The following is an 18179-nucleotide window of genomic DNA, read 5'->3' on the forward strand; positions in this document are numbered from 1 at the left end:
CTGCTCTCTGCCTACCAAGATAACTGCCCGCCAAGATAAAAAGCTTTTCTTTACACGGTGCGCACCTCGAGGGGGCTCTTACAGTAGGCTGTGAAGATTTCTCAGAACCCCGCCAAGTCCAGTTCATTATTAATGAGCACCACGCACTGCGACGCAAACAACATGGTTGGCCCCAAACTGATTTTCTCCGTGCCCAGCCGCTTTAAACTATTAAAGCTCTTCTTGGGCATGGGAATATGATCAGTGAGCAAAAAACAGGGTTTCTGCGCAAAGTCTAGTTCGCGAATGTTCTCGCCTTTCGGGTCCATCATGTATAACTGATGCCCATCCTCGGCCAGTTCCTTCACTACCTTCTCAAAACTCTGTGTGCGCACGGTAATGCCGCTTTCCACGGCCTTCATCTGCTCCTTGCCCATGCCGGCAGAGGCGTCCAGTGCTCGTACCACCTTGGCCAGCAATGCCTGCTCATGGAAGCCTCCAATATCTCGCATCTCCGCCGCCACAAAGGTGATGGTGCGTGAATAGTCCTGGGTGCTTTCCAGCACCAAATGCACCACCACGTCATCACGATGGGACTGAGCCACAAAGATCGCATTCATTAAAGTATGCGCCAGAATCTCGCTATGGGCATCGCCCCCTACATTGGCGAGCAGGGTTTGGCTGTGGGTAGAAGCGGCACGGGCGCGGAGAACGAAGGTACGCATGATCAGTGGCTCAAGAAAATGTGCAGGGGATTGTACATCACAGGAGGCCCGCCCGTGATGGCCCGCCCGTGAAGCAACGAGCCTAGCCCGTTTTCAAAAGAACCTTCCTTTCAACCCCGTGTAAGACATTTGTCGTTCAGCCGCTTTAGTGGACACCTTCTCTTAACCTGAGGAGGTGGCTAGCGCTCCGATACACTATCCGAGAAAGGCCTGACAATATTCTACAGACTTGCAAGTAAAGGCTGTTGAGCTTAGTTATCAGGAAGACATTCAGGTTCAGCGCATTGCGGCCGAGCCGGGATATCCTCCCGATAATGCTTTCGAGGTGGTGTAGTGGCGCAAGGAATATCGAGACCGCAAGATCAAGCCAGATGTCCCCGCCGCCTCTTTATACCGGCTTAATTACTGGTCAGGTCTAATCCACCAATGATGTACAGCCGGTTTCCGTCGATGGTGTTGGTGTCGAGCATTTTCTGCTCTAACTCACCGTCAGTGGACCAAGTGGCAAAATCGTCATCATTCAGAACACCAAGGTGGTTGTCGTCAATGACCCACAGACCTTCCATCTTGTCGTGGGGAAAATTCACTGCAGCGACCATATCGACGACCAGGCTCTTTTCCGCCGGTACAATGCCTACACTGGTCAACGTACTCCAGTCGCCGTCTGCAAGAACCACCTGCTCCAGGGTCTTGCTGTCGATGGTCAGGCCTAGCACGTCGTCCTGTGCTATGTCTGTGGTGGCGGCTACCTTCTCAAGGTTGGTGGCGTTGGACAGGTCGATGCGGTAGACATGCTTCTGGGCGCTGGGGGTGACAGCACTTGCACCCTCGGGGCCACCGTAAAGGAAGCTGCCGTCACGCTCGATGACCAGAAATTCGGTGTCATTTAGGGCGACAATTTCTGAGTTGGAATTTTGAGTTTTTTCTTGTTTGTACAGGTACTGCCCCACCTCTTTTGTCTCCAGGTTAACCGTGACGATACGGGTGATGTTTAGATCTTTGACGCTACTGTCCGGGTTGTACAGAGTCGATTGCATAATGCCGACGAGGGTCTTTTCATCCGGAGTGATCGCCAATCCTTCCATGCCGCGGTTGGCGCGGCGGTTAGCGAACTCCGCTGGCAGGTTGATGCTGGTGCGTGTGTCGTCGGCAAAGGCGTTGATACGGTCAATCTCTACGCCGTTGGCATTGTAGTGGACAATGTGCGGTCCATACTCGTCGCTTACCCAGAAGGTTCCATCGCTTAGCGCGACGAGACCCTCGCCATCGAGCCCGTAATTATCCAGTTTGAATGGGTTGGTGGTCTCGTTGTAGGGCTTGGTGTTGTCGATCACGATGGGATCGCCGTTATCGTCGTAGGGGGTCTCACCAGTGCCGCCCAGGGCGGCGCTATTGGGTAGGCCGCTGATGTTATTCCCGTCGCGGTCTTTGAGCAAAAGGGTGCTGACGTGGTTTATCTGGCCGTTCTGCATAACCTCGAATAAACCAATACGCGGGGTGTAGTCCGGGCTTGGAAACTTCTTTCCCTTGCCGTAGTCGCCGGTGAAAACGGCGTTGGGACCTCGGTCGGTAAGGGCGTAGAAGTGGGTGGGCTTGCTGGGATGGGCTGTCATTGCGGAGCCGAAACCCCCGTTACGTACTTCAAATGTTTGTTGGGTTTTGGCATCGATCAGGTCGCTGCGCAGCACATCATAGGATAAGAATACCCCTGCCGCCGGATAGCTTTCCAAGACCGCTGCAGTTTTTACACTGCCTGTTTCATCGTCACTGTCATTATCGCCACCGCAGCCGACGAGCACGGAAGTGGCCAACAGCGAGGTAAGCAACGCTTTTCTCTTAAACATCCGTTTTATTCCTTTTTTTCAAAAAAATCGCTGAAATTATTCCGGCATAAGGCCACGGGGCACGAGCAGTGCTCGCGCTACTGACAAAATGTTGGGATATATTCGTAGACAAAGGTGGTCTTGGTTTTGGCGTCGGAATCAACCCACCCGCTGAGGCTCTTGAGTGCCTCGAAGGAGTCCTTGGCGCGGTTGACCACTTTGCGTGTGTAGTCCGCCGATACGTCTTCATACTTGAACGAGATTTCGGCGACTAGCGGTTTTTGGCTGCCCGAGGGGATGCCTTGGTACCAGAGGGTGACGCTGATTTGCGCATCGTGCTGCCCCAGGTCTATTTCGACACCGCGATAGACGTGTTCGCGCACGCTCAGGTTGCCGACTAAAGATAAAGCGAGGTCATCATCGAGCCCGTAGTGCGACTGAAATTCAGGGAAGTGGACGTTAACATCCTCTATTTTATTAATAGTGCGCACGTTGGGGGCTTTGGTGGAGTGGCTATAGACGACCTTGAAGGGTTCGTTGGCATTGGCGCTCACGTCGGACTCAAGTTTCGTCTCGGCACCTGGAGTGCCGGAGGAGACATCCTCGAAATCTGAAAGATAACGGTCTGGGGAACGAAACTTTAGCGCGACCTCGGAGGCACCGTTTTCAACTCGCTCTCGCAAAGAGTAGCCGCGGCGACGAAGCTCACAGCTGCCCTGCGTATCGAAAAAACTGATGTCGCGTTGCTTTTCTAGCCACGGCAAGCCGCTCACGCTGCGGTTAATAGCGTGCTCTATTACGTTATGCGCATCATCGAGCAGCGAGGTGACGGTGGCGCTTTCAGTGCTATAGCTGAAGGGGGCGACATGTAGCATTAGCTTGTATTCGCGGGAGGTCACATCGGGGTTGGCCAGCGCACTGCCGACGGTCAACAACAGGAAGAGGGCAAGTAGCCGATAGCGATTTCTCATTGCCGTAATCCTTGTGTCTTGTTGTGCCTGATGAGGGAGAGCATTTTCTATGTCCACTGAAGGACTATCGGCATGCACTGAGTGGTGCAAACTGCTAAGTGACAACCGGACGGCGGTGAAACGCGTATTAATTTAGGCGCAAAAAATTACAGTACAGTGACGCTGGCTGAGAGTTTGCTAGCAGAGCTTGCGATTGAAGGACGGGGGGCTGGTCATGCTAAGGGGCATAGCCCGTTATCGACACACTGTGCATCGCTTTTAGTTCACTTCGTTATGCGTGTAGCGGGCTCTGCAAAAGGCTGTATCCAGAAAACCAGTAACTCAGGGGGCTTGGTTTATTTATTCGTTAGCGGCGCAGAGCGCCGCGTGTATTTTGTCGTCACAAGCGCCCCGGCAGAACGTTCGGGACATCCTGCTATCGCTGTTCGGGTGGCCGATGATGGGCTCGCTACTGTTTTGTCGGTGTTGCTGATCAGGGTGGGCATTTACCCTTGCCGATACACACGACTTCCGGTTCGTGCAGACGGTTTCAGGGTTAATTGCCGTCTTCCAGAAAGCGATCAGGACAGGATGATGGTGTTAGCCGCTAATTAGCGCTCTCTCCTTTAGCAAACCCTCAATCTCCGGAATACTCGCTGGATCATCAATGGTGGATGGAATGTTGTATTGCTCGCCATTGGCTATCTGGCGCAGTAATTTACGCAGGATCTTGCCGGAACGGGTTTTGGGTAGGCGCTGGGTGATGAGGGTGTCTTTCAGGCAGGCGACAGCGCCGATCTCTTGGCGGATACGGGCGACCAGCTCTTGGTTGAGGGTGGCGGCGTTCACGTCTGTACCATCTTTGAGTAATACCAGCCCTAGGGGGACTTGGCCCTTCAGGTCGTCAGCAATACCGATTACGGCGCATTCGGCCACGGCGGGGTGGCCGGCGAGCACCTCTTCCATTTCGCCGGTGGAAAGGCGGTGGCCGGCTACGTTAATCACGTCGTCGGTGCGGCCCATGATGAACACGTAGCCGTCTGCATCTTTGTAGCCACCATCTCCGGAGGTGTAATAGCCGGGGAACTGTTCCAGGTAGCCTGCGAGGAAGCGAGAATGATTGCCCCAGATGGAGGGGAGGCAGCTGGGAGGTAGTGGCAGTTTGATCGCCACGTTGCCCTGCTGGTTGGGGCCTAGTTCGTTGCCGTTGTCATCTAGGATGCGTATATCGTAGCCGGGGGCGGGCAAGGTAGCGGAGCCGGGCTTGCAGGGCTTGGGATCAATGCCCATGAGGTTGGCGCAGATGCCCCAGCCGGTTTCGGTTTGCCACCAGTGGTCTACGACTGGCAAGCCGGTGATCCCCTTAACCCATTCGTAGGTGGGCGGGTCCAGGCGCTCGCCGGCCATGAAAATTGTTTCCAAGGCCGATAGATCATGTTGCTTGATGCCTTCGGCGTTAGGGTCTTCTTTCTTAATCGCGCGAAATGCTGTGGGCGCGGAGAACAGGGCTTTTACCTTGTATTCTTCTGCTACCCGCCAGAAAGCGGCGGCGTCGGGTGTGCGTACCGGTTTGCCTTCATAGAGCACGCTGGATAGGCCTGCGAGCAGAGGGGCATAGACAATGTAGGAGTGGCCGACTACCCAGCCCACGTCTGAAGCGGCCCAGAAAGTGTCACCTGGGTCCATATTGTAGATGGCTTTCATACTGTAATGCATGGCCACGGCGTGGCCGCCATTGTCGCGGATAACCCCTTTAGGTTTGCCGGTGGTGCCGGAGGTATAGAGGATATACAGCGGATCGGTGGCCAGAACCGGGGTGCACTCTACGGGGCTAGCGGCGGAAACAACCGCTTGCCAGTCCAGATCCCGATCGACCTTCAGTTCGGCTTTGGCCTGGGGGCGTTGGTAAATAATGCTGTGTTCCGGTCTGTGCTCTGCCTGCTCAATAGCAGCATCCACCAGCGGCTTGTAATGGATGAGCTTGTTCACTTCCACTCCGCAAGAAGCCGAGACAATGACCTTGGGTTGTGCGTCATCAATACGCACGGCCAGTTCATGGGCAGCAAACCCGCCAAATACCACGGAGTGAATGGCGCCAAGGCGTGCAGTGGCGAGCATGGCCACGGCGGCTTCGGGAATCATGGGCATGTAGATCAGCACCCGATCGCCTTTTTTCACCCCTTGTTGCTGTAGTGCGCCGGCGAAGATGGCCACCCGGTCGGTGAGCTCGGCATAGCTGATGGCTTGTTTGCTGTTGGTGACGGGCGAGTCGTAATAGATGGCCACCTGGTCACCACGGCCTGCGGCCACGTTGGCGTCTAGTGCCATGTGGGCGGTGTTCAGCACGCCATCGGTAAACCAGCGATCAATGCCGTTTTCATCTTTGCCGAGAATGGTAGAGGGAAAGCTGAACCAGTCCAGTTGGCGGGCCTTGGCGGCCCAGAACGCTTCCGGTGTGGTAATGGATGCGGAATATTCCTGTTGGTAGCTCATGCTGGACCTCTTTTTGTTTGTAGCCGATTTCTCCCCCCCCCCGCTCGGATTGGGTAACGGGAAGGCAATCTGGCGGGTATCGGGGCACTTTTTGGGCAACTGTCGGCCAGAACACAGGGTTGCGTTGTGTGATTTTATGCTAGACGAGGGTGGACCTGTAAAAAATTAGACTTAAGTTCAAAATTGAGGGCTACGGTGGGCGGGCTCGTGAAGAAGTAGTGCGTGTTTACGTCAATGCACTTTTTGCGCGAGTGCGTCACCATGGGGCCACATTCACAATGACGGAGGGTGAGATGTATATCGCCATGAACCGCTTCAAGATCAAACTGGGCTGTGAACAGGATTTTGCAGAGATTTGGAAAGGGCGGGACACGTTCCTGAAAGAGGTGCCGGGTTTCAAGAGTTTTCACCTTCTGCAGGGCGCGAGCAACGAGGAGTACACGTTGTTCTCATCCCACGCCACCTGGGAATCGCGTGAAGCATTTGAAGGCTGGACCAAGTCCGAGGCGTTCCGCAAGGCCCATGCCAACGCGGGTGCACGCCGGGATATCTACCTGGGGCCACCGCAGTTGGAATGTTTTGAGGTGGTGCTGTAGAGCTGACTCCGCCGCTGGCGGCGCGATGCCCCTTGCCTTGAACGCAGCCAGCGATCGCGCCGCCAGCGCCGCGCCTATGCTGCGGTGATTATTTCGGATCCTTGGTCTGATTGGATTTGCCGTCGTTGGCATCCGAGGAGGGGGCGGTGGTATCCCCATTGTCTTCAGCCGAATGGGTTTCCAGGTTTAGCTGCTCGCCGTTGCTGTTGCGGATATGAATATCCAGCTGGCTGAAGGCAATTTCCACACCGTGCTCGTTGCACATGGCATCAATGTGGCGGTTAATCTCATCGGTGGCGGCCAAGCGGTCGTTGATATTATCCACATGGATGCGCAGTTCATGGTCCAGGGTGCTGGCACCGAAGCCCATAAACAGCACCACCGGTTCAGGGTCGCGCAACACTCGGCCGTTTTTTTTGGCCGCTTGTAGCAGGATGTCGCGGCACTTCTGTAAATCGGAGCCGTAGGCAAAGCCCACCTTGAGGATGATCCGAGTCACGGTGTCGGACAGAGACCAGTTAATCAGCCTCTCGGTGACGAATACCTTGTTGGGAACCAGAATTTCTTTGCGGTCGAAATCGATCAGCGTGGTGGCGCGAATGCGAATGCGGCTGACCGTGCCGTCCAAGTTGTTAATGGTAATCACGTCACCAATGCGGATGGGCCGTTCGAATAGCAGGATGATGCCGGAAATAAAGTTGGCGAATATTTCTTGCAGGCCAAAGCCCAGGCCCACGCCCAGTGCCGCTACCAGCCATTGCATCTTGTCCCAACTGAGCCCTAGGGCGCCAAGGGTGAGTATGATGCCGCTGGCCACTATGACGTAGGAGAGCAGGGTGGTAGTGGCATAACTGGTGCCTTGGCGAAGGTCTAGCCGTGATAGCACTAACACTTCCAGGAGCCCAGGTAGATTACTGGCCAGTAGAAAGGTCACTACACCGATGATCAGGGAGGCCATCACATCGCCAAGGCTGATGGGCGAGGTGGTGGCGGCTTGGCCCGTGCCTTCGGCGGTTTCCCACAGGACAATGTTGTCGGTATAAGCTAAGGCATACAGCACATCTGACCAAACCCAGTAGACCAATAAACCAATAACAGCGACTAGTGCCAAGCGGATAAGGCGCAGAGACTGTTGGTTGACTTGTTTTAGGTCCAATTGCGGCTCTTCCACTTCAACAGCCTCAGCGCTGCTGGTCTCTTCTTTTTGTTCTGCTTCGCGCTGGGCCACGGCCCGCTTATAGGATAGCCGCTGGGCAGCCACGGCGAGCCCGCGTACAGCGGTGGCATCAAGGACAATCCACAGCGCAATCAGGTACAGGCTGTATATCATGTGTCCAGTGAGCCGTACTGATGTGTAGTAGTAACCCACACCAGTGAGCACGATGAGAGTGAGCGGGGCAAGAATACATAGCGCCGTGGCGAAGGTGCGCATGGTGCGGCTGTAATGGCGGCCGGGGTATGACTGGGCGACCCAAGGCAGGCTTACCATGATGGCGATCATGGAGGTCATCATGATGACCAGGCCGAGACGGTCATTACTCAATTGAGCGGGCCATTGATCACCAAAAGCAACCAATAAGGTAAGCGGAATGAGCGCCAGCCCAGTTACCAGCAAGCGCCGGCGCATTTGTTTGTTGTACTCCATGTTCCAACGGAAATGACGTTGTGCGACGCCATTGTTCTTGAGTAGACGATAGAGCACTTCAAATACTAGCCATAGGAGGGCGATTTGAGCTACTGCGGCGCCCATGACACTGGTAAAAGTGCCAGGTTGCACCCATAAGCCGGCGGCGAGCATGGAAAGAAACAGCGGGATTGGTGCAGCGATTAAAAAGGTATAAAGCAGGCTTAAGGGCGTATGTGCTTGGCTGTCGCGTCGCAGGAGGCCCACATCATCGTTCATCTCCCCAATACGCGATTTCAGTTTATTGCGCACAACCATTAATAAAACCGCGGGGATCATGAGGCCAATTAACCAAGGCCACTTACGGTTCAATAGGTCGCTAGATCCCTCCAGTAAATCATCCCAGGGAATGGTTTTGACTTGTTCCATCAATTCTTTGGGTAGCTTGCCGAGCCACTCGAAACTGAGTGACTGGTTGCTGGGCATCCAAAAGGTTTGCTCGGAAATGGTGTTATGCAAGCTGCGAGTGATTTTGCGTAGTTGCTCATAACTGAGCTGGGTGCGGGTGAGGATAGCCAGCTGTCGACTTAGCTCTTGGCTTAACTGATCGTATATGGCCAAGCGCTCTTCACGAAGAATAGAGAATGCTTGCTCCAATGTGGGGGACAAGGGTTTGTTAATCTCGGCCCGTGAGGGCAGAGGGGCCCCGCTTAGGGTTTGCATGGCTTGTTCAATATCAAACTGGCTGAGGCGAGCATCGGAAATTTCCCTGTCCAGATTCATCTCGTCCTGATCCTGGGGCAGGCTCTTTTGCTGTTCGTATAGGATGCGAGAGAGCAATAAGCTGCCATCGAGCATTCGGATCTGGTCGTTGACGGTGGATGAAAGAGAGCGTGCCTTGTCTAGCTCGGTTTTGATATTGACTGCTTCACGCAGCAGGCTGTTCACGTTTTCACTGGCGTTAGCCAGTTGTTCGCGCAGCGCTCGGTTTTTTTCCATGGCTTTGCGCACCTGAGGATGCTCAAGTACGCTTTGCGGAAGGTCGGTTTCCGGGGAGTTGGCGGTTTCTTCCAGTTGATTGAGGCGACGCTCATTGATCAGTGGTTGCAGAGCATCTAGCTTTTTTTCGATGATGAGCTGTTGTTGCTTGTCAGTTTGTTGCCTTAGGCGGGCAATGTCCTGTTGCTTGTCGACGATAGCCAGTTCCTGGTTGTAACGCTCGATGCGTGACTCCAGCGCCTTCATTTCCGTATTCAGTGCCCGGGTTTGCATTTCAGATAAGGTTTCCCCTTCCTCATCGGTCCCCTGGTTAAGGCGGGTGCGGATGATGTCCTGTCGATCCATGGCCTGGCTGATCATGTTCTGGGCTTGCTGTGGCAGTGTTTGTGCCCGGGTCAGATCGCTGTTGGCGTCAGCTAAGTCTTCCTGGTTTTTTTCCAGAGCATTGAGCTCATTGACCAACGCTTGTACCAGATTGTCCAGTGAGACGCTGGCGTAGTGTTTTTCCCAGTCGGTTCCCCGCTGCTGACGTAGGCGTGTCAGTTCGGCGTTGAGGCGTGTGCGCTGGCTGAGGGCTTGCTGAGAAAAGGTTTTCAGTTCTTTGATTTTTTCTTGGCTGCTATCGATTTCCTGACGGAATTTCAGGGTTTCCTTGAGCTGTTCCTTTTCCGGATTATCCGTGCCGTCGCTTTTTTGGTCACTGGTACCGGTGAGCTGCTTTTGCAGGTCGCCGACACCGGGCAGGGAAAAACTGCCGGGTTGCGCAATAGCGAGAACGGGTAGCAATATCAGCAAGACGAGAGGCAGGCGTCGATCCATAACAACGAGGGCTCTTGGAAAGTATGGGTATCAAAGTATGGGTATCTTTGTATCACAGGGTCGGGGTTAATGCTTTCCCGGCGATGATAATCGGCGAAGTAATTGGCGAACCAGGCCCAGTTCCCGGTCGTTAGCCAGGGGCAGCAATTCATTCACCCATTGGTGCAGGTTTTCATTGGGTTGTATTTGCAGCGCGGCAAGCTGCTGATGCAAGGCCTGGCGCGTATGGGAAAACGTGGCCGGGTCCGGTTCTGTTACGTTTACAGCAGGTTGCTTGCGCAATTCCCAGGCGTAGATCATTACCGCCTGCGCCAGATTCAGCGATGGCTGCTGCTGCGCCAGTGGAATACTGCTAGCCAGGTCGCAACGGCCCACCTCGTCGCCGGTGAGGCCGCTGGCTTCCCGGCCAAAAACGATAGCCACTCGCTGTACGCTGTTTCCCTTGCCCGCCACCAGTGCGGCACAGCGATCTGCATCCACGTAGCGATCTTTTTGCAAGCGGTGCCGGGCGGTGCAGGCGATGCTCAGGTCTACATCTACCAGGGCCTGCTCCAGGGAATCCACGATCATGGCTTGCTCCAGCACGTCGTTACTGTGGTGCGCCACCCAGCGGGCGGCGGTCATGTCGCCGGGGTTTACCAGCCGTAACTGGGAGAAGCCCATGGTTTTAATAGCACGGGCAGCGGCGCCAATGTTTTCCCCGCGAGCGGGTTCCACCAGAATAAAAACAATATCCATTTATGGTCACTTGTTCTTGCCGTGTGTATTTCTGTCCATTCTATACGAGGCGTGGGCACGGTTTGCAGAAAAGAGGGCGGTAGATAGAAGGGGTGATAAAACCCATGCTCGGAGGGGGGTTGTTAGAAACAGCTATTTTTGTGCGTCAATAATGGGCGGGAGGAATAATGGGGGAGGGCTCCCTAGGCCGCGCTCGTACCCACCGGCCACGAATATGATAACCGGCCAAAAACCTGCCTGACTAGCGAGATCAGTGAGAGGCACAGCAGTCTGGATACTCAGTTTGAGGCGTCGGCGAAGAGGAGGGCGACATGCTGGCGTTTGGGCAGGGCTGGTTGCCGATTTCGCGGGCACTCGCCTGGATCTCGGTATCGTCTGGAGCCAGCGCTAAGGCCTGGCAGATACTTTTGCGGGCGTCCTGTTTATCTCCCGTGGCCATCTGAGCATAGGCCAAGTTATTCCAGGCAGCGGCCAATTCCGGTTCATTACGCACGGCCTTTTCAAAGGCTGCCCGCGCCTGTGTCTTCTTATTTTGTTGCCACAGGGCATTGCCATAGCCAAACCACAATGGGCCGTTTTGTGGGAATGCCTCTACGGCCGCTGGCCAGAAGTCGATATTATTCGGTAAGGGAGAGATGGCGCGCAATAGTGCTTCCGGTTCGGCGCTGGCGGGGAGCTGGCCGGGGGCGATCAAGGTGAATCCCCATTGGTCGGCTCTTGCCCAAGTGCGGATAAAGCGGTTCCAGTGGCTGGTGTCGCTCTGCGCTGTGCCGCTGTGCAATACCACAGTATCGCCCTGATCTCGATAGCCGGTAACCACCGCGAAGTGCCACTTTGGCCAACTTGGTAGCGCCAGATTTTGCATCACCAGCACCGGCCGGTTGACCTGCAACTCTTGAAACAGGTGATCGGCGGATTCCACCGGGTAGGCCATTAAACCGCGGCTGCGGGCGGCGGCACGCAGTTCAATACCCAGCGATCCTTTGCGCTCCGGGAGCCAGACTTCGTCCACTAGGGCGTCCGCGCTGACAGGCTTTCCCGCCCATTGCAACATCATTGCCAGTGCGGCGGGGCCACACTGGTAGGCGTCTTGGGGGACAAAAGGAACTACTACCTGCTGGGAGGTGTGCACTGTGGCACTTTGCGGAGGCGGCACACTCTGACAGCCACCCAAAGCGAGCAGGGCGGCTGTCAATAGAGTGGCGAGAGATCCGGGCAGCGCTGTAGTCATCATCAGCTTGCCGGCCGCTTAATTAACCGGGTCGATTACTGGGAAGACATCGGTAGCGCCGAGCAAATCCAAAATCACCAGCACTAGAATGATAGCAAGCACGACGCCTAATACGCCTTGGCCGGCGGGTAACGCTTCCGATTTCTGGGCTAGCTGTTGCAGCTCGGCATGGGTGAGTCGATCCAGGCGCTGGCTTACTTGCTCTTGGTTCACGCCGTATTCGCTCAACGCCTGGGCTGCCACTTTATGATCCATTAACTGCATGACCTGCTGCTTCATGGCGGCGCGATCCTGTTGCTGGATTACAGTGTCATTACCAATCATGGCGGCCTGCGCGGCGGGCACAATGAGCACCTGCATAAACAGCAAAACAAAGGCACTAAGCATTCCGGTAACGCGTTTGGATGGGGTCATGAAGCAATCTCCTCGATTATTGATGGCTATACTTTACCAGTGTGGCCGCTATTCAAAAGAATGGCGGCATCATTAAAAGGTTTTTTTACAAGGACTTTACCGATGTCCGTCGCTGCAATGCCTTTGCTATCAAGCCGTTGCAGTGCCTGTTTGGCATAGTCAGCGTGCAGGCAAAATAACAACCCCCCAGCGGTTTGCGGATCGCACAGCGCGGTGAGTAATGCCTCGGCCACCGGTTGCTGCTGTTGGCAGTGCACCAGTATTTGGCGGTTGGCGTCACTAAGGGTGCTAGCCACACCTTGTTCAATTAACGAGAGCGTGCCGGGCAGCAGGGGAACCTTATGGCAGTCCACGGCCAGAATAACCCGGCTTTGCTGGCTGATTTCATAGAGATGACCGAGCAACCCGAAGCCGGTGATGTCGGTGCAGGCGTTGACCGGTAAACCTTGCAAGGCCTGTTGGGCAAAATGGTTGCTGATCAGCAGGTGGCGCAGCGTGGTATCTAGCCAGGGGCCGTGGAATGCGGAGGCATGACCGCTATTCGCCTGCATCAAGGCGGCCAATTGCACCCCGCTGCCCAGTGGTTTGGTGAGGATCAAACGGTCGCCGTCACGGGCGCCGTGTTTGTGCCAGAGCTGTGTCGGGTCGGCCTGGCCGTTGACGGTGAACCCGGCGGCCATCTGTGGCCCTTCGATGGTGTGCCCACCTACCAGGGTGCAGCCTGCGGCATTCAGCTCGCGAACCGCGCCTGCCATCATCCGTTGCAGGTCCCGGCCCTGCAGCCGCGGGTGATGCCAGGGCAGGGTGATGTTGGCCAGAGCCGAATGGGGTTGGGCATTCATGGCGTACACGTCGCTGAGGCTGTGCAGCGCGGCGATACGGCCGAACAGGTAAGGCTCATCGATAAAGGCGGGAAAGAAATCCAGGCTCTGCACCAGTCGCTGCCCGGCAGGCCAATCAATAATGGCCGCGTCATCGGCGGCATCCACACCGGCCTCGATGCCGGGGTTCACCACCGGTTGCAGCTCGGCAAGCGCCGCATGCAAGGCGTCACTGCCCACCTTGGCGCCGCAACCGGCGCAATGCAATGTATCTGGATCAGCGGGAACAGGGGGCATGCTCGGAAGCTGCTGATCGAACTTGGCCATGAACGCCCGGTCGATGTGATCCTTCCAGCGCCATACCCAGTGTCCGGCAATAGACAGCCTGCCGCCACGGCTGGCAATGGCGTCTTTGCCGCCGGTGGACAGCAGCGACAGGAAACGGGATTGCGGGCGATAGGCGACTAGCGGTTGGCCTTGAATGACGGCGCGTAGGTTGGTGGCCAGGGTGCGAGCCTGGCGAACAGCATAGACCCCGGCCTTGGGCAGCGGCGTAGGGAAGGCGGCACAATCACCTGCGGCAAAAATGCGTTTATCAGTGGCCGTTTGCAGGGTTTCCGTGACCCGCACAAAACCGCGTTCGTCGCACTCAAGGCCGCTGTTTTCCAGTATCGGTAAGCCCCGTACCCCGGTGCACCAGAGCACCCATTGGGCGGTGAGTGGCTGATCTCCCATATGCAGTTGCTGATGAGCATCACAATGAACGCGACTGTCGGTATGCAGGGTGACGTTGTGGGCTTGCAGCCGCTTGTGCATTTTCTCGCGCACGCTGGCAGGAAAGCCCGGCAGTAGATTGCCGCTGGTGATCAATTGAATTTGTGCCGGTTGCTGATGGCGCTGGAAATGTTGGGCCATGGCCAGGGCCATCTCGGTACCGCCGGCCCCGGCGCCGATCACTGCCAACGAGGGCGATTGCCGTTCGGCGTGTTGGCTGAGTTGTTGCCAGCGGGCATAGAAACTGGCCACGGGTTTCACCGGGACCACACGGGGGTGGCTGCCCCCGAGAGGGCTCAAATCCGGAGTGGCGCCCACGTCCAGACTTAACCAGTCGTAGGCCAGTTGGCTGCCATCGCTGAGCTGTAATTGTCGCTGTTGCGGGTCCAGCTGGGTCACGCTGGCTTGAATAAAGCGGCAGCCGCTGGCCTGACACAACCGGTACACATCCACGTGGGTGTCATCCAGGCTGTAGTGGCCGGCGATCAGCCCCGGCAACATGCCGGAGTAGGCGCTGAGGCTGTCGGGGGAAACCAGCGTCAGGCGCACACCGGGAACCGGTTTCATGGCCAGCATACGCAGGACCAGCGCATGGCTATGGCCGGCGCCGACAAAGACCAGGTCGTAATGGGCGGAGGGGCTTATCACAGTGGCATCATCACAGTTGAAGGTCGCCTTGCAGGTAGCAGCGTGCGGTTCCACTAAGGGTGACGCGATCGCCGTTTAGCTGACAGTGTAATTCTCCACCACGGGCAGACAGCTGGCGGGCATGAAGATGTGTCTTGCCGAGTTTTTCCGCCCAGTAGGGCACCAGCGTGCAATGGGCTGATCCGGTGACCGGGTCTTCCGGAACGCCTTTGGCCGGGGCAAAAAAACGGCTGACAAAATCACAATCTTCACCGGGGGCAGAAATCATTACTGCGAAGGTATCCAGTGCTGCGATGGCGGTGAAGTCAGGCTGAAAATGACGCACCTGGTCGGCGCTGTCCACGATGACCAAAGTATCGCGAGCCTGTAGCACCTCGCGAATGGGTAAATCCAGCGCTTGCGAGAACGGGGTGAGATCGGTGAGCGCATGGGCTGGCCGTGACGGAAAATCCAGACTCAACGTTTGCCCGCTACGGGTGACGAACAAGGGGCCGGAGGCTGTGGAAAAGCGTACCCGTTCACCGGGAAATCCCAGAGCATGGAAGACCACCCAAGCAGCAGCGAGCGTGGCATGGCCGCACAGATCGACTTCGACTGTCGGGGTAAACCAGCGCAACGCGTAGCCTTGTTCGTCGGGCACCAGAAAGGCGGTTTCCGATAGGTTGTTTTCCAGCGCAATGTTTTGTAGCAGGGCATCATCCAGCCAGCGCTCCAGTGGCACCACCGCTGCCGGGTTGCCGGCAAAAAGGGAAGAGGTAAAGGCATCGACTTGGTAGAGTTTCATAGGTTGCCTTGGCTGTGAAGTTGACGATAACTGCCATTGTATTGTGGAGGCTAGCCGTTCAACGACTGGTTATTAACCGCTAGCGTTCAATAATTGAGCTACGGCATAACCAACAGCAAAAAAGATAATGATTTTCAAAAGAAGCCCGGAGCGTGATGGAGATATGTTCTCTTTTCTTTGTGGGGGCTTTGGAGTTTCCCATGCGCGGTTGTTTCTCCACTCACTATCGCCGTCATAAAATCTGTTGAGGATGTCGGCCATGTCATCGAAAGTCGGATCAGTAGGCGTTACTGATTCAGTATTCGACTCATAGAGCACAACGGAAAAGCCGTCTTCTGTCGACCCTGAACCCTCTATGGCCATTCCGTCTTTCTCGATTTTTATAGCTGATAATTGTTGCCAGCTCATGCCAGAGAGAATTGTTCGTAAATCTTCAACGCTGCTGCATGAGACTGGCTGGTGTTCTTCGTTGATTAGATTTCCTGTTTTGGTTACAAGCATTCCAAATCCCTTTGATAGTTATAAATTAGAGCACACCGTTAGGCTTTATTTTTAAAGCCGGGTCTATCTTTTTATAAGCCCAGCTCCGGCTTCAGCCTTAGCCGTTTGCGCAATCCCCGCGACAGGGCATCCACGCCCAGATTGAGCAACACCGTGGCCAGGATCAACAGGGCGGTTCGGTCAAAGCGGAATTCCGCCACACTGGAATCAATATAAAAACCCAAGGTGTGAATGCCAAGGATCCCCAGCACCGCTGTTTCGCGCATGATTACCTCCCAGCGATAGAGCAAGAAGGCCAGCAGGTTGGGGCTGATGCGCGGCAACACCTCGTAGGCGTAGCGGTTGATCCCGGTCGGCGCGTCCGCTCGCAGACGCAGGGTTTCACTGAAGCGGCCGGTCAGGTGGGCGACGATGGCGCCGGTGTGCAGAGCAAGAGCGAAAATGCCGGGAAGCATGGAAGGGCCCAGCAGAATCAGGAAGAAGAACGCCAGAAAGAATTCCGGGGTGGTGCGAAGTACTACCAGAATGCCATGGCCAACACTGCGGCTGATCCGGTTGCCGAATAGCGGCGAGGTGAGGGGGAACAGTAACAAGGCAAGGATGCCGGTAAGCAGCAGAGCTGCCAGACCCAGCACCACCGTTTGCCAGAGACCGGGCCATAGTTGTTGCTGCCAGAGCATGGCAAACCATTGGCTCAGTTCCAGCAGGCCACCGCCTTGACGCCGGGGGGCGGGCACCAGATCCACGGTGATAAAGCGGACCAGAGTGTCCAGATTGCCGGTAAAAAGGGGCGGCGCCCAGGCCACGGCAGCAATCAGGTAAAGCGGAATCAAGCCAGGGCGCAGCCACCAGCGCAGGGTGAAAATAAGTGCAAAAAAGAGGTAGAGCAGGGCGGCGCCCTGGTCGTAGACGCCTTCACGAAACGCAGTTTCCAGATGGAAGCCCAGGGTAGGCAAACCGATAAAACCCAGAATGGCGGAGGCGCGCAGGGCGCATTCTAGCCGGTAGCTGCCATAGGCTTTGAAGGCCTGCCAGACCAGCGGCAGGCGCGCGAAGAAAAAGCGGCTGATCGTGGCGGTGCTGGCGGGTAATGCATGGGAGGGGGCTGGGTCTGCCTCTTCGAGAAATTCCCCGAATACTTTGGCAAAGATGCCCGCATAGGGAATGGCGATGGCCAGTACCCCGGTGAGCGTGCTCAGCCCGGCAACCTGCAATAGCAGCAGGCCCCAGAATAATTCATGGATGGCGCGGATGCTGGCGGCGAAACCGCGCACGGCACGTGAAGACCAGCAGATCGCCATAAAGAAGCCGAACAGGGCGGCCAGCGCCGTGCCTTGCCAGGCAAAGGCCAGCGTATTGGCCAGTGCTTTGCCCAGTTGTTCGGTGGCAAAGAAGTCCGGGGCGAGAAACCCCTTGCCCATGCGCAACAGTTCTTGGCCGGGGCTGGAACGGGCGATTTCCATATCGGCCAGCAACAGTGCCAGCAGGCCGGCCAGGGCGATGCCACCGGTGGTGCGTCGCCAGCGACTGGCGGTGGTGTTCAATGGGGCGCTGGCCGGTTTCATGGTGGGGTGTTCACTGATACGAGCGGTGTTGGTATGAAGCGTCCTGATACAACGCATCCAGATCGCTGAGTGACAGCGAATGGGTGGCGGCATCGAGTACGACTTTGCCGTGGTTCAGGCCAATGATTCTATCGCTGCAGGCCAGCGCCAGCGCTCGATCGTGCAGGGCGATTACGGCACTGTCATGGCGGGCCAGCGACAGGGTCAGCAAGGCAAGGCCTTGATGTTCGTCCAGGCTGGATACCGGTTCATCGGCCAGTAGAATCGGGCGGTGGGTATAGAGCGCCCGGCCCAGTGCGGCGCGTTGCGCCTGGCCACCGGAGAGCTGGTCGATACTGGTGAACAGTTTGTCGTGCAGAGACAGATCGGTGGCCAAGGCGCCAATTTGTTCACGCTCATGGCGACTAGGAGCAATCAGATTCCGCAGATTAGTGAGAGTGCCATTGCGTGACAGGGCGCCCATGTAGATGTTGTGGAACACGCTAAGCATGGGCACCAAGGCGCCAGCCTGAGGGCACCAGGCACAGGCGCTCTCCTGCTGGTTGCGCAGGGCATCCAGCAGGGTGGATTTGCCGGCACCAGAGGGGCCGAGCAGGGCGACTCTTTCCCCTTGCCCGATGGTTAGCGTCAGGTCAGAAAAGACAACCTGATCGCCATGCCCCAGCTGGGCCTGCTGAAAATGGAACACGTCAGTG

The 18179-nt window shown here is 56.3% G+C and carries 14 protein-coding genes; 1 reads left to right on the plus strand and 13 read right to left on the minus strand.

Annotated elements, in window-relative coordinates; all coding sequences use genetic code 11:
• Positions 1–101 precede the first annotated feature (101 nt).
• From trmY to ABNH10_RS10620, 4 genes are all read right to left on the minus strand, one after another.
• Positions 102–704, minus strand: coding sequence for a tRNA (pseudouridine(54)-N(1))-methyltransferase TrmY (gene trmY / locus ABNH10_RS10605; protein WP_011589015.1), 603 nt, complete (start codon positions 702–704; stop codon positions 102–104).
• A 398-nt stretch (positions 705–1102) separates the two neighbouring features.
• Positions 1103–2548 carry an esterase-like activity of phytase family protein gene (locus ABNH10_RS10610; RefSeq protein WP_349385896.1) on the minus strand — a complete coding sequence of 482 codons (1446 nt, stop codon included), beginning with the start codon at positions 2546–2548 and terminating at the stop codon, positions 1103–1105.
• A 77-nt stretch (positions 2549–2625) separates the two neighbouring features.
• Entirely contained in the window at positions 2626–3498 is an 873-nt protein-coding gene (locus tag ABNH10_RS10615; RefSeq protein ID WP_349385897.1) for a hypothetical protein, read from the minus strand.
• 579 nt (positions 3499–4077) lie between these two features.
• Positions 4078–5970, minus strand: a complete 1893-nt coding sequence (locus ABNH10_RS10620; RefSeq protein WP_349385898.1) for a propionyl-CoA synthetase — start codon at positions 5968–5970, stop codon at positions 4078–4080.
• A gap of 293 nt (positions 5971–6263) precedes the next feature.
• Between ABNH10_RS10620 and hmuQ the strand changes: the two genes are divergently transcribed.
• Entirely contained in the window at positions 6264–6566 is a 303-nt protein-coding gene (hmuQ, locus tag ABNH10_RS10625) for a heme-degrading protein HmuQ (protein WP_349385899.1), read from the plus strand.
• Positions 6567–6654: 88 nt separating this feature from the next.
• Here hmuQ and mscK read toward each other — a convergent pair whose 3' ends face one another.
• The 9 genes from mscK to ABNH10_RS10670 all read right to left on the minus strand — a co-directional run bounded on the left by mscK (position 6655) and on the right by ABNH10_RS10670 (position 18172).
• Positions 6655–10008: a mechanosensitive channel MscK gene (gene mscK / locus ABNH10_RS10630; protein ID WP_349385900.1), complete on the minus strand. Its 3354-nt coding sequence runs from the start codon at positions 10006–10008 to the stop codon at positions 6655–6657.
• Between the two features lie 66 nt (positions 10009–10074).
• On the minus strand, positions 10075–10746 hold the full coding sequence (locus ABNH10_RS10635; protein ID WP_349385901.1) for a tRNA/rRNA methyltransferase: 672 nt from the start codon (positions 10744–10746) through the stop codon (positions 10075–10077).
• A 250-nt stretch (positions 10747–10996) separates the two neighbouring features.
• Positions 10997–11980 (minus strand): PA2778 family cysteine peptidase, encoded by a 984-nt coding sequence (locus ABNH10_RS10640; RefSeq protein WP_349385902.1) that lies wholly within the window; start codon positions 11978–11980, stop codon positions 10997–10999.
• A 15-nt stretch (positions 11981–11995) separates the two neighbouring features.
• On the minus strand, positions 11996–12391 hold the full coding sequence (locus ABNH10_RS10645; RefSeq protein ID WP_349385903.1) for a PA2779 family protein: 396 nt from the start codon (positions 12389–12391) through the stop codon (positions 11996–11998).
• Positions 12392–12417: 26 nt separating this feature from the next.
• Complete coding sequence (gene selD / locus ABNH10_RS10650; protein ID WP_349385904.1) at positions 12418–14634, minus strand: selenide, water dikinase SelD; 2217 nt, start codon at positions 14632–14634, stop codon at positions 12418–12420.
• A 10-nt stretch (positions 14635–14644) separates the two neighbouring features.
• A complete protein-coding gene (locus tag ABNH10_RS10655) occupies positions 14645–15418 on the minus strand; it encodes a PhzF family phenazine biosynthesis protein (protein ID WP_349385905.1) in 774 nt (257 codons plus the stop codon).
• 72 nt (positions 15419–15490) lie between these two features.
• Complete coding sequence (locus tag ABNH10_RS10660; protein ID WP_349385906.1) at positions 15491–15919, minus strand: hypothetical protein; 429 nt, start codon at positions 15917–15919, stop codon at positions 15491–15493.
• 71 nt (positions 15920–15990) lie between these two features.
• Positions 15991–17541, minus strand: a complete 1551-nt coding sequence (locus ABNH10_RS10665; protein WP_349385907.1) for a PhnE/PtxC family ABC transporter permease — start codon at positions 17539–17541, stop codon at positions 15991–15993.
• On the minus strand, positions 17495–18172 hold the full coding sequence (locus tag ABNH10_RS10670; protein ID WP_349385908.1) for an ATP-binding cassette domain-containing protein: 678 nt from the start codon (positions 18170–18172) through the stop codon (positions 17495–17497). Before ABNH10_RS10670 ends, ABNH10_RS10665 begins: the two co-directional genes overlap by 47 nt.
• Positions 18173–18179 lie beyond the last annotated feature (7 nt).

Origin of the sequence: Alcanivorax sp. (genome assembly GCF_040119285.1) — a bacterium.
GTDB lineage: Bacteria > Pseudomonadota > Gammaproteobacteria > Pseudomonadales > Alcanivoracaceae > Alcanivorax.

Bases quoted from the DNA above. Each gene is read 5' to 3' on its own strand.
- ABNH10_RS10655 (WP_349385905.1), bottom strand. From the start codon at position 15,418: ATGAAACTCTACCAAGTCGATGCCTTTACCTCTTCCCTTTTTGCCGGC.
- hmuQ (WP_349385899.1), top strand. From the start codon at position 6,264: ATGTATATCGCCATGAACCGCTTCAAGATCAAACTGGGCTGTGAACAG.
- ABNH10_RS10615 (WP_349385897.1), bottom strand. From the start codon at position 3,498: ATGAGAAATCGCTATCGGCTACTTGCCCTCTTCCTGTTGTTGACCGTC.
- ABNH10_RS10610 (WP_349385896.1), bottom strand. From the start codon at position 2,548: ATGTTTAAGAGAAAAGCGTTGCTTACCTCGCTGTTGGCCACTTCCGTG.
- ABNH10_RS10665 (WP_349385907.1), bottom strand. From the start codon at position 17,541: ATGCGTTGTATCAGGACGCTTCATACCAACACCGCTCGTATCAGTGAA.
- ABNH10_RS10635 (WP_349385901.1), bottom strand. From the start codon at position 10,746: ATGGATATTGTTTTTATTCTGGTGGAACCCGCTCGCGGGGAAAACATT.
- ABNH10_RS10645 (WP_349385903.1), bottom strand. From the start codon at position 12,391: ATGACCCCATCCAAACGCGTTACCGGAATGCTTAGTGCCTTTGTTTTG.
- ABNH10_RS10660 (WP_349385906.1), bottom strand. From the start codon at position 15,919: ATGCTTGTAACCAAAACAGGAAATCTAATCAACGAAGAACACCAGCCA.
- ABNH10_RS10640 (WP_349385902.1), bottom strand. From the start codon at position 11,980: ATGATGACTACAGCGCTGCCCGGATCTCTCGCCACTCTATTGACAGCC.
- mscK (WP_349385900.1), bottom strand. From the start codon at position 10,008: ATGGATCGACGCCTGCCTCTCGTCTTGCTGATATTGCTACCCGTTCTC.
- ABNH10_RS10620 (WP_349385898.1), bottom strand. From the start codon at position 5,970: ATGAGCTACCAACAGGAATATTCCGCATCCATTACCACACCGGAAGCG.
- trmY (WP_011589015.1), bottom strand. From the start codon at position 704: ATGCGTACCTTCGTTCTCCGCGCCCGTGCCGCTTCTACCCACAGCCAA.